General features: G+C 61.8%; 8 protein-coding genes. 6 read left to right on the top strand and 2 right to left on the bottom strand.

Going from position 1 to position 11702, the window contains the following annotated elements; all coding sequences use genetic code 11:
- Window positions 1–472 precede the first annotated feature (472 nt).
- Together AB4Z20_RS25795 and AB4Z20_RS25790 are read right to left on the bottom strand one after the other, a co-directional pair.
- Window positions 473–1576 carry a GlxA family transcriptional regulator gene (locus tag AB4Z20_RS25795; protein WP_003177576.1) on the bottom strand — a complete coding sequence of 368 codons (1104 nt, stop codon included), beginning with the start codon at window positions 1574–1576 and terminating at the stop codon, window positions 473–475.
- 584 nt (window positions 1577–2160) lie between these two features.
- Window positions 2161–3537, bottom strand: coding sequence for an L-serine ammonia-lyase (locus tag AB4Z20_RS25790; RefSeq protein WP_214509925.1), 1377 nt, complete (start codon window positions 3535–3537; stop codon window positions 2161–2163).
- Window positions 3538–3961: 424 nt separating this feature from the next.
- Here AB4Z20_RS25790 and AB4Z20_RS25785 point away from each other — a divergent pair, with 424 nt between their 5' ends.
- The 6 genes from AB4Z20_RS25785 to betA all read left to right on the top strand — a co-directional run bounded on the left by AB4Z20_RS25785 (window position 3962) and on the right by betA (window position 11411).
- Window positions 3962–4909, top strand: coding sequence for a choline ABC transporter substrate-binding protein (locus AB4Z20_RS25785; RefSeq protein ID WP_214509926.1), 948 nt, complete (start codon window positions 3962–3964; stop codon window positions 4907–4909).
- Window positions 4910–4980: 71 nt separating this feature from the next.
- Window positions 4981–5826 carry a choline ABC transporter permease subunit gene (gene choW, locus AB4Z20_RS25780; RefSeq protein WP_003206355.1) on the top strand — a complete coding sequence of 282 codons (846 nt, stop codon included), beginning with the start codon at window positions 4981–4983 and terminating at the stop codon, window positions 5824–5826.
- A complete protein-coding gene (gene choV / locus AB4Z20_RS25775; RefSeq protein WP_214509927.1) occupies window positions 5823–7001 on the top strand; it encodes a choline ABC transporter ATP-binding protein in 1179 nt (392 codons plus the stop codon). The genes choW and choV overlap by 4 nt, the downstream gene beginning before the upstream one ends.
- Window positions 7002–7314: 313 nt before the next feature.
- Window positions 7315–7935 (top strand): transcriptional regulator BetI, encoded by a 621-nt coding sequence (betI, locus tag AB4Z20_RS25770; RefSeq protein ID WP_003206359.1) that lies wholly within the window; start codon window positions 7315–7317, stop codon window positions 7933–7935.
- An 80-nt stretch (window positions 7936–8015) separates the two neighbouring features.
- A complete protein-coding gene (betB, locus tag AB4Z20_RS25765) occupies window positions 8016–9488 on the top strand; it encodes a betaine-aldehyde dehydrogenase (RefSeq protein ID WP_024619087.1) in 1473 nt (490 codons plus the stop codon).
- A 219-nt stretch (window positions 9489–9707) separates the two neighbouring features.
- Window positions 9708–11411: a choline dehydrogenase gene (gene betA, locus AB4Z20_RS25760; RefSeq protein WP_214509928.1), complete on the top strand. Its 1704-nt coding sequence runs from the start codon at window positions 9708–9710 to the stop codon at window positions 11409–11411.
- Window positions 11412–11702 lie beyond the last annotated feature (291 nt).

Below are 11702 nucleotides of genomic sequence, written 5' to 3'. Positions count from 1 at the left end.
TGTGCCCTCACTCCGGCATTGCTCCGTGGGCCCGCCGCGAAGGGCCATCCATGGCCCAGCGCGGCTAACCCGGCATCCATGCCGGGTTGCCCACTCCACAATGCCTGCGTTCGGCCAGCGTGGTTAACGGGGCGCCGAGATCAACGTCCACCGCGAGGCGGCCTAGTAGCCGACCTGGCTCTCCCCGTCGTACACCCATCAGATCTGTTTGAGCAGGACCTGTGGGAGCAAAGCTTGCTCGCGAGGCGGCCTGACAGCCGGCCTGTCTCTCCATCCAAACCCCAATCCAACTGTGGGAGCGAGCCTGCTCGCGAAGGCGGCCTTACAGCCAACCCGTCTCTCCAGCCAAACCCCAATCCAACTGTGGGAGCGAGCTTGCTCGCGAAGGCGGCCTTACAGCCAACCCGTCTCTCCAGCCAAACCCCAATCCAACTGTGGGAGCGAGCTTGCTCGCGATGAAGGCGCTACGGTCTCAGAGTCTCACACTGGCAAACGTCGACTCATTACGCGCCTGGCTCAGCGCCGACAGCGGGCCGGACAATGGCGACAGCACCAGCGCCTGCGGCAGCGGCATCATCGCCACCTGTTGTGTGGTGTTGGAGCCGACGCGTTCGTCACGCGGCGGAATGCCGAAGTATTCGCGGTAGCACTTGGAGAAGTGCGGGGTGGAGACGAAGCCGCACACCGAGGCCACTTCGATGATCGACATCGGCGTCTGCTTGAGCAGTTGCCGTGCACGGATCAACCGCAGCTTGAGGTAATAGCGCGACGGCGAGCAGTGCAGGTACTTCTGGAACAACCGCTCCAGCTGACGCCGGGACACGGCGACATACACCGCCAGTTCGTCCAGGTCGATCGGCTCTTCGAGGTTGGCCTCCATCAGCGCGACGATTTCCTGCAACTTCGGCTGGTTGGTGCCGAGCATGTGCTTGAGCGGCACACGCTGGTGATCCTGTTCGTTGCGGATACGCTCGTAGACAAACATTTCCGAGATCGCTGCCGACAGTTCACGACCGTGATCGCGGCTGATCAGGTGCAGCATCATGTCCAGCGGAGCGGTGCCGCCGGAGCTGGTGAAGCGGTTACGGTCGAGGGTGAACAAGCGGGTACTCATCGATACCCGCGGGAAAGCTTCCTGCATTGCCGCCAGGCATTCCCAGTGCACGCTGCAATCGAAGCCGTCCAGCAGGCCGGCGCAGGCCAGGGCCCAACTGCCGGTACAAACCGCGCCGAGGCGACGGGATTGGCGGGCCTGGCTCTGCAGCCACGACACGTGTTCGCGGGTCACGGTACGCTGGATGCCGATGCCGCCACAGACGATGACAGTATCCAGGGCCGGCGCCTTGTGCATGGAGGCGTCGGGGGTGATCTGCAAGCCGTCGCTGGCCCAGACCTGGCCGCCATCGACCGTAAGGGTGGTCCAGCGATACAGCTCGCGACCGGACAGTTGGTTGGCCATGCGTAGCGGTTCCACCGCGGACGCCAGGGAAATCAGCGTGAAATTGTCCAGCAGCAAAAAGCCGATGGATTGAGGCGCACGGTTCTGGGGTTGGGCCCCGGAGTTGGACGTCGTCATCGCGGTATCTCCTCACACAAAGCGGGTGATGGCCTCAGGCGGAGGCTCTTTTTATTGGTTATTGCCCTCGTTCTCACAAAGGAGCTGGGCTTTACAGCAATAGAGCAATTGCCATGCCTAAAATTGAATACGCGTTCAATAAATCCTGAAAACGACATCACGACCTGTCTATATAAGGCGTGCATCGAGTACGGGTTATAAGCGCCATCAATGGCGGCAGGCACCTGTCACAGCGGGCCGTGAGCAGTTCGGTAGCACTTGTGGGAACTGGGCTGCGCCGCTTGCGCAACGAGTATCACCACAGGTGCGGATGACGGACGGTCGAGCGCGATTCAGTGGTTGGCTCGACAACGGGGCTCTTGTCTGTTTGCGACGCGCTAAAAGGTGGCGCGTTTGCAGATTGGTGTTCATTTTGTGAGCGGTTTTCGCTCTTGTGGGTAAAGGGAATCATCTGTGGGAGCAAAGCTTGCTCGCGATGGCTGTATGCCAGTCGACATCCATGTTGAATCTAATGCCGCCATCGCGGGCAAGCCTTACTCCCACAGAGAAATCCCCTTGCTACCAAAGGGGTGCGCAAATGCGACTCAGCACTCCACCGCACTGACCGCCAAGCCGCCGCGCGAGGTCTCTTTGTATTTGTCATGCATGTCGGCACCGGTATCACGCATGGTGCGGATCACCCGGTCCAGGGAGATGAAATGCTGGCCGTCCCCGCGCAGGGCCATTTGGGCAGCATTGATGGCCTTGACTGCGGCGATCGCATTGCGCTCGATGCACGGCACCTGCACCAGGCCGCCCACTGGGTCGCACGTCAGGCCGAGGTTGTGTTCCAGGCCGATTTCCGCCGCGTTGCACAGTTGCTCCGGCGTGGCCCCGAGGATCTCCGCCAGGCCTGCCGCCGCCATGGCGCAGGCCGATCCCACTTCGCCCTGGCAACCGACTTCGGCGCCAGAAATCGATGCGTTCTTCTTGCACAGGATCCCGACGGCCGCCGCACCGAGGAAATAATCCACGACGTTGGCGTCGGTGACCGCTTCGCTGAATTTCATGAAGTAATGCAGTACCGCCGGAATGATCCCCGCCGCGCCATTGGTCGGCGCCGTGACCATGCGCCCGCCGGCGGCGTTCTCTTCGTTGACCGCCAGGGCGAACAGGTTGACCCACTCCATGGCGCTGAGGGTCGAGCCGATGACATTGGGTTTGTTCAGTTCTTGCAGGCTGCGGTGCAACTTGGCCGCCCGCCGACGCACATTCAAACCGCCCGGCAGGATGCCTTCGTGCTTGAGGCCCTGCTCGACGCAATCCTGCATGGCCCGCCAGAGTTTCATCAGGCCGCTGCGGATCTCGTCTTCCGAACGCCAGACCTTTTCGTTGGCCATCATCAACTCGGCCACCCGCAGGTTGTGGCTGCGGCACAACTGGAGCAACTCTTCGGCGCTGGAAAAATCGTAAGGCAGTTCGGTGCGATCCAGGTCCACCACACCGCTGGCGGCCTGGGCCTGGTCGACGACGAAACCACCGCCGACCGAGTAATAGGTGTCACGGTGCAGCTCGCCGTTGGCGGTCTCGGCCACCAGCGTCATGGCGTTGGGGTGGAATGGCAGGTTTTCGTCGATCAGGCGCATGTCCCGGGACCAGATGAACGGTACCGACAGGCGACCGTCGAGCAGCAGGGTCTGGGTTTCGCGCAGTCGCTCGATGCGCACACCAATCTGCGACGGATCGATCGCGTCCGGCCACTCGCCCATCAAGCCCATGATCACCGCGTTATCGCTGCCATGGCCGATGCCAGTGGCTGAAAGCGAACCGTAGAGCTGAACTTCCACCCGCGCGACTTGTTCCAAAAGTCCTCGCTCACGCAAACCTTGCACGAACAATGCGGCGGCCCGCATCGGGCCCACGGTGTGTGAGCTGGACGGGCCGATACCGATTTTGAACAGGTCGAACACGCTGATTGCCATTGCCGAAAACCTCCAGAACAGGCACATCCGGGCGCAGGAGCGTCCGGTGACGGAGCTGCTACGCTCAACGCCGGGATGGCCGCATCATCCGGTTTTTGCCTTGGAGTCCGACGTCTGACACCGACGCAATCATGCCCAGCAACGCCGCCCCGTCCTGGCCCCTGTTTTGCGCCGTTTTTCTGCGTATCAGAGGCCCGCCAGGGGCGGAAAAAATCTGTAAACGACGTCACCAACACTGGATGCGACCCTCCCTGTACTGGATACGACCCACCCTGTAGGCGTCAGATTTGCACTGGTACATGATCGGTTACGGCTCGTTTGCAAGGCCGCGTGTCAGAGAGTGCCCACGCGCCACCAACCGCAACATCCAATAAGCGCGGTTGTCCTGACCGGACACCGCCGATAAAACACCAGGAGTCCACCCATGAAAGGTTCCACATCGTTGTTGTTGGCCGCCATGCTGAGTCTTCCGATGCTGGCCAACGCTGCTGAACCCCAACAGTGCAGCACCGTCAACTTCTCCGATGTCGGCTGGACCGACATCACCGTGACCACCGCCACCACCAGCGTGGTGCTCGACGCCCTCGGCTACAAGACCAAGACCACCATGATTTCCGTGCCGGTGACCTACAAGTCCCTGGCCGACGGCAAGAACATGGACGTGTTCCTCGGCAACTGGATGCCGACCATGGAAAACGACATCAAGGCCTATCGCGAAGCCGGCACCGTGGAAACCCTGCGCACCAACCTCAAGGGCGCCAAGTACACCCTCGCCGTGCCTCAGGCGTTGTATGACAAAGGCCTGCACGACTTCGCCGACATCCCCAAATTCAAGAAAGAGCTGGACGGCAAGATCTACGGGATCGAACCCGGCAACGACGGCAACCGCCTGATCCAGAGCATGATCGAAAAGAACGCCTTCGGCCTGAAGGACGCCGGCTTCAAAGTCGTCGAGTCGAGTGAAGCCGGCATGCTCTCGCAGGTCGACCGCGCCTCCAAGCGTGGCACCGACGTGGTGTTCCTCGGCTGGGCGCCACACCCGATGAACACCCGCTTCAAGATCCAGTACCTGACCGGCGGCGACGACTTCTTCGGCCCCGACTTCGGTGCCGCAACCGTGGCGACCAACACCCGCAAGGGCTACAGCCAGGAATGCAGCAACGTTGGCCAGCTGTTGAAAAACCTGGAGTTCACCGTCGACATGGAAAGCACGCTGATGGGCAACGTGCTCGACGACAAGATGAAGCCAGAGGCTGCCGCCAAGGCCTGGCTGAAGAAAAACCCACAGGTACTCGATACCTGGTTGGCTGGCGTGACCACCATTGACGGTAAACCTGGCCTGGACGCCGTGAAAGCCAAGCTTGCGCAGTAACTGCTTATGTTATGCCGGGCGGGTTCGCTCGCCCGGGCTGTTTATTCCCTTGCATGCGGACGTTCACTACCATGCTCATTGATCAGAAAATACCCTTAGGCCAGTACATTGCCGGCTTCGTCGAATGGTTGACGCAACACGGCGCCAGCACCTTCGACGCAATCGCACTGTTCCTGGAAACGATGATTCACGGCGTGACGTTTGCGCTGACCTGGTTCAATCCCCTGGCCTTGATCGGCCTCATTGCGCTATTGGCGCACTTCATCCAGCGCAAATGGGGCCTGACCGTATTCGTCATTGCGTCCTTCCTGCTGATCCTCAACCTGGGTTACTGGCAAGAGACCATGGAAACCCTCGCCCAGGTGCTGTTCGCGACCCTGGTTTGCGTACTGATCGGCGTGCCGCTGGGCATTGTTGCCGCGCACAAGCCGATGTTCTACACCCTGATGCGTCCGGTACTCGATCTGATGCAGACCGTACCGACCTTCGTCTACCTCATTCCTACCCTGACCCTATTCGGGCTGGGTGTGGTCCCAGGCCTGATCTCCACGGTGGTGTTCGCGATTGCCGCGCCCATCCGCCTGACCTACCTGGGCATCCGCGACGTACCGGACGAACTGATGGACGCCGGCAAAGCCTTCGGCTGCTCCCGTCGCCAGCTCCTGTCGCGCATTGAACTGCCCCATGCGATGCCAAGCATCGCCGCCGGTATCACCCAGTGCATCATGCTGTCGTTGTCGATGGTGGTGATCGCCGCACTGGTGGGCGCCGATGGCCTGGGCAAACCCGTGGTCAACGCACTGAACACCGCCGATATCGCCCTGGGCTTCGAAGCCGGCCTGGCGATCGTCCTGCTGGCAATCATGCTCGACCGAATCTGCAAACAACCCGACGCCAAAGTAGGGGGTGACGCATGAGCATAATCCGCTTCGACCAGGTCGACGTGATCTTCTCCAAGGATCCACGCGAAGCCCTCAAGCTGCTCGACCAAGGCATGACCCGCAACGAAATCCTGAAGAAAACCGGGCAAATCGTCGGCGTGGAAAAAGCCAGCCTGGACATCGAGAAAGGCGAAATCTGTGTCTTGATGGGCCTGTCCGGCTCCGGCAAATCCAGCCTGCTGCGCTGCATCAATGGCTTGAACACCGTCAGCCGCGGCAAGCTGTTCGTCGAACACGAAGGCCGGCAGATCGACATCGCCTCCTGCACCCCCGCCGAACTGAAGATGATGCGCACCCAGCGCATCGCCATGGTGTTCCAGAAGTTCGCCCTGATGCCTTGGCTGACGGTGCGCGAGAACATCAGCTTCGGCCTGGAAATGCAGGGCCGTCCTGAGAAAGAACGCCGCAAGCTGGTGGATGAGAAGCTGGAGCTGGTGGGCCTGACCCAGTGGCGCAACAAGAAGCCCGACGAATTGTCCGGCGGCATGCAGCAACGGGTCGGCCTGGCCCGCGCCCTGGCGATGGACGCCGACATCCTGCTGATGGACGAACCCTTCTCTGCCCTCGACCCGCTGATCCGCCAAGGCCTGCAAGACGAACTGCTGGAGCTGCAACGCAAGCTGAGCAAGACCATCGTGTTCGTCAGCCACGACCTCGACGAAGCCCTGAAGCTGGGCAGCCGTATCGCGATCATGAAAGACGGCCGGATCATCCAGTACAGCAAGCCGGAAGAAATCGTGCTGAACCCGGCGGACGACTACGTGCGCACTTTCGTCGCCCACACCAACCCGCTCAACGTCCTGTGCGGTCGCAGCCTGATGCGCACCCTGGACAACTGCAAGCGCATCAACGGTTCGGTGTGCCTGGACCCGGGCGGCGACTCCTGGCTCGACCTGGCCGAAGGCAACACCATCAAGGGCGCCCGGCAGAACGGCGCGGCGCTGGACCTGCAAAACTGGGTGCCGGGCCAAGCCGTCGAAGAGCTGGGCCGGCGTCCGACCCTGGTGGACTCCAACATCGGCATGCGCGACGCATTGCAGATTCGCTACCAGACCGGCAACAAACTGGTGCTCCACGATAACCAGCAAGTCGTCGGGATCCTGGGCGACAGCGAGCTGTACCACGCACTGCTGGGCAAGAACCTGGGCTAAGCCCACGCCAGCAAAAACGCCGCGAGATGAACGCGGCGTTTTTGTTTGGGCCAATCTCAAGCGCAATGCAGGCCTCTGTGGCCTCTGTGGCGAGGGAGCTCGCTGCATCGCCTCATTTCAACCAATCGACGGGTGGGCAGCCAATCGACGAGTGTTATAAAGACATCCCCAAAAGTCCTCGCCCCGACAAACAGCGACGACTTGTCATAGAACTTATTTTTTGTTGATTGAACGTTCAATCAAAACAAAATAGACTGGCTTTCGTTCCGGCAGACGACATTCGTGCGCCGGATGGCCTAAGGAGATGTGCTAGATGCCCAAGGTCGGTATGCAACCCATCCGCCGCCAACAACTGATCGAAGCCACGTTGCAAGCGGTCGATCAAGTCGGCATGGGGGACGCCAGCATTGCGCTGATCGCCCGTTTGGCCGGTGTCTCCAACGGCATCATCAGTCACTACTTTCAGGACAAGAATGGCCTGATCGCGGCCACGGCCCAGTACCTGATGACTGTCCTGAGCGAGAACGTCACCGCGCGCCGCCAGGCACTGGAGGACACAAGCCCCCGGGCTCACCTCAAGGTGATCATCGAAGGCAACTTCGACGCCAGCCAGGTCAATGGCCCGGCAATGAAAACCTGGCTGGCCTTCTGGGCCACCAGCATGCACCACCCGTCTTTGCACAGGTTGCAGCGGATCAACGATCACCGTCTGTATTCCAACCTGTGTAGCCAGTTCCGCCGCGTGTTGCCCGTTGATCAGGCGCGCAGCGCAGCAAGGGGCCTGGCCGCGTTGATTGACGGTTTGTGGCTGCGCGGAGCGCTGTCGGGAGACGCGTTCGATACCGCCCAGGCGCACCAGATCGCGTACGAATACATGGATTTCCAACTGGCCAAGGCAGGGGCACCAGAGCACACAGAACCGCTCGACTCCTGAACCGCCGCCGAACCGCGTAGTCAGCTATAAACGACACGCTCCGGTGGTCAGCCAACCACTTATGCACTTGCGAGGACTTTATGGCCCGTTTCGAACTGCAAAAACTCTACATCGATGGCGCGTACAGCGATGCCAGCGGCGACGCCACTTTCGAAGCCATCAACCCTGCCAACGGTGAAGTCCTTGCCCAAGTGCAGCGTGCGACGTTCGAGGACGTCGAGCGCGCCGTGGTCAGTGCCGAAAAGGGCCAGAAGGTCTGGGCTGCCATGACCGCCATGCAGCGTTCGCGCATCCTGCGTCGCGCCGTGGACATCCTGCGCGAGCGCAACGATGAACTGGCTGCCCTGGAAACCCTGGACACCGGCAAGGCCTACTCCGAAACCCGCTACGTCGACATCGTCACCGGCGCCGACGTGCTGGAATACTACGCCGGCCTGGTGCCTGCCATCGAAGGCGAGCAGGTTCCGCTGCGCACCACTTCATTCGTCTACACCCGTCGCGAGCCCCTGGGCGTAGTGGCCGGCATCGGCGCCTGGAACTACCCGATCCAGATCGCCCTGTGGAAATCCGCCCCGGCCCTGGCGGCCGGTAACGCGATGATCTTCAAGCCGAGCGAAGTCACCTCGCTGACCACCCTGAAACTGGCCGAGATCTACACCGAGGCCGGCGTTCCAGCGGGTGTGTTCAACGTCCTGACCGGCAGCGGTCGTGAAGTCGGCACCTGGCTGACCGAGCACCCACGCATCGAGAAAATCTCCTTTACCGGCGGCACCGACACCGGCAAGAAAGTCATGGCCAGCGCCTCGAGCTCTTCGCTCAAGGACGTGACCATGGAACTGGGCGGCAAGTCGCCGCTGATCATCTTCGACGACGCCGACCTGGATCGCGCCGCCGACACCGCGATGATGGCCAACTTCTATAGTTCCGGCCAGGTCTGCACCAACGGCACCCGCGTGTTCGTGCCAAGCCACCTCAAGGCCGCCTTCGAAGCCAAGATCGCCGAGCGTGTGGCGCGCATCCGTATCGGTAATCCTCAGGACGAAAACACCAACTTCGGCCCGCTGGTGAGCTTCGCCCACATGGAAAGCGTGCTGGGCTACATCGAGAAAGGCAAAGCCGAAGGCGCGCGCCTGCTGTGCGGCGGCAGTCGCCTGACCGACGGCGAATTGGCCAAGGGCGCGTTCGTCGCCCCGACCGTGTTCACCGACTGCACCGACGAGATGACCATCGTGCGTGAAGAAATCTTCGGCCCGGTGATGAGCATCCTCACCTACGACACCGAAGAAGAAGTGATCCGCCGCGCCAACGACACCGACTTCGGCCTGGCCGCTGGCGTCGTCACCCGCGACCTGAACCGCGCCCACCGCGTGATCCACCAGCTCGAAGCCGGTATCTGCTGGATCAACGCCTGGGGTGAGTCGGCGGCTGAAATGCCGGTCGGTGGCTACAAGCAATCGGGCGTGGGCCGGGAGAACGGCATCAGCTCGCTGAACAACTTCACACGCATCAAATCGGTACAGGTCGAGTTGGGCGATTACACGTCGGTGTTCTGATCTGGCACCGAACCTGAGGTTGGGGCTTTTGTGGCGAGGGAGCTTGCTCCCGCTGGGCTGCGAAGCGGCCCCAACTTCAAGTCCCAGACCATTCAGACAGAACACGGTCGCCCTGTTTGCGACTGCTGCGCAGTCGAGCGGGAGCAAGCTCCCTCGCCACAGGGAATGTGGCACCCGACGACCGCGACCTGAACCCAATTCCAGAAGAGGGTGCATTTCATGTCCCAAGAATTCGATTACATCATCATCGGCGCCGGTTCGGCCGGTAATACCCTGGCCACCCGCCTGACCGAAGACGAAGGCGTCACCGTCCTGCTGCTCGAAGCCGGCGGCCCGGACTATCGCCTGGACTTCCGCACACAAATGCCCGCCGCCCTGGCATTCCCGCTGCAAGGCCGGCGCTACAACTGGGCCTACGAGACCGACCCGGAGCCACACATGGATGGCCGCCGCATGGAATGCGGTCGCGGCAAGGGCCTGGGTGGTTCTTCGCTGATCAACGGCATGTGCTACATCCGCGGCAACGCCCTGGACTATGACAACTGGGCCAAGCTGCCGGGCCTGGAAGACTGGGCCTACCTCGATTGCCTGCCGTATTTCCGTAAAGCCGAAACCCGTGACATCGGCCCGAACGACTACCACGGCGGCGACGGCCCGGTCAGCGTGACCACGCCCAAGGCCGGCAACAACCCGCTGTTCCACGCCATGGTCGAAGCCGGCGTACAGGCCGGTTACCCGCGTACAGAAGACCTCAATGGCTACCAGCAGGAAGGTTTCGGCCCGATGGACCGCACCGTCACGCCCAACGGCCGTCGGGCCAGCACCGCGCGCGGTTACCTGGACATCGCCAAGAAGCGCTCGACCCTGACCATCGTCACCCACGCCCTGACCGACAAGATCATCTTCGAAGGCAAACGCGCGGTCGGCGTGCGTTACCTGGTGGGCGCCGCCGAAGAGCGCGTCGAAGCCCGGGCGCGCAAGGAAGTGCTGCTGTGCTCCGGCGCCATCGCCTCGCCGCAGATCCTCCAGCGTTCCGGTGTCGGCCCCGCCAAATTGCTGGAAAGCCTCGACATCCCGGTGGTTCACGATCTGCCGGGCGTCGGCGAAAACCTGCAGGATCACCTCGAGCTGTACCTGCAATACGCCTGCACCCAACCGGTTTCGCTGTACCCGTCACTGCTCTGGTACAACCAGCCGGCCATCGGTGCCGAGTGGCTGTTCAACGGCACCGGGATCGGCGCCAGCAACCAGTTCGAGGCCGGCGGTTTCATCCGCACCCGTCCGGAATTCGATTGGCCGAACATCCAGTATCACTTCCTGCCGGTGGCGATTAACTACAACGGCAGCAACGGGGTGAAGGAACACGGTTTCCAGGCGCACATGGGTTCCATGCGCTCGCCAAGCCGCGGCCGGATCCAGGCCAAGTCCAAGGACCCACGCCAGTACCCGAGCATCCTGTTCAACTACATGGCGACCGAGCAGGACTGGCAGGAATTTCGCGATGGCATCCGCCTGACCCGCGAGATCATGCAGCAGCCAGCGCTCGATCCGTTCCGTGGCCGTGAGATCAGCCCGGGCATCGAGGTGCAGACGGACGAGCAGTTGGACCAGTTCATCCGCGAGCACGCCGAAACCGCGTTCCACCCGTCCTGCTCGTGCAAGATGGGCACCGACGACATGGCGGTAGTGGATGGCGAAGGCCGCGTGCATGGCATGCAAGGGTTGCGCGTGGTGGATGCCTCGATCATGCCGATCATCACCACCGGCAACCTGAACGCGCCAACGATCATGATCGCCGAGAAAATCGCCGACAAGATCCGCGGCCGCAAGCCCCTGCCCCGCAGCACCGCGCCGTACTTCGTGGCCGGCGATGCGCCGGTGCGCGGCAAGCCAATGCGTGAAGTGGGGCCTAGCGCCCAGTAAGACTCAGGACCGCGGCGCGACCTTCGCGAGCAGGCTCGCTCCCACATTTGGATCTGCAGCGGACACACATTTTGTGACCACTAAGATCCCTTGTGGGAGCGAGCCTGCTCGCGAAGGGGTCAGACCATTCAACATCTTCGCTGACTGCCACACCGCCATCGCGAGCAAGCTCGCTCCCACAGGGATTGGCGGCGGACACACATTTTGTGACCACCAAAGTTCCACTGTGGGAGCGAGCTTGCTCGCGATCGCGTCCACCCTGACGCCCCCAAATTCCTATCTGCCTTGATC

It is taken from the genome of Pseudomonas sp. KB_12 (assembly GCF_052114545.1).
Lineage (GTDB): Bacteria > Pseudomonadota > Gammaproteobacteria > Pseudomonadales > Pseudomonadaceae > Aquipseudomonas > Aquipseudomonas brassicacearum.
This window is presented reverse-complemented; position numbering and strand designations above follow the sequence as displayed.

Coding starts and splice junctions, on each gene's coding strand:
- AB4Z20_RS25795 (WP_003177576.1), bottom strand. CDS start 1,576: ATGACGACGTCCAACTCCGGGGCCCAACCCCAGAACCGTGCGCCTCAA.
- AB4Z20_RS25790 (WP_214509925.1), bottom strand. CDS start 3,537: ATGGCAATCAGCGTGTTCGACCTGTTCAAAATCGGTATCGGCCCGTCC.
- AB4Z20_RS25785 (WP_214509926.1), top strand. CDS start 3,962: ATGAAAGGTTCCACATCGTTGTTGTTGGCCGCCATGCTGAGTCTTCCG.
- choW (WP_003206355.1), top strand. CDS start 4,981: ATGCTCATTGATCAGAAAATACCCTTAGGCCAGTACATTGCCGGCTTC.
- choV (WP_214509927.1), top strand. CDS start 5,823: ATGAGCATAATCCGCTTCGACCAGGTCGACGTGATCTTCTCCAAGGAT.
- betI (WP_003206359.1), top strand. CDS start 7,315: ATGCCCAAGGTCGGTATGCAACCCATCCGCCGCCAACAACTGATCGAA.
- betB (WP_024619087.1), top strand. CDS start 8,016: ATGGCCCGTTTCGAACTGCAAAAACTCTACATCGATGGCGCGTACAGC.
- betA (WP_214509928.1), top strand. CDS start 9,708: ATGTCCCAAGAATTCGATTACATCATCATCGGCGCCGGTTCGGCCGGT.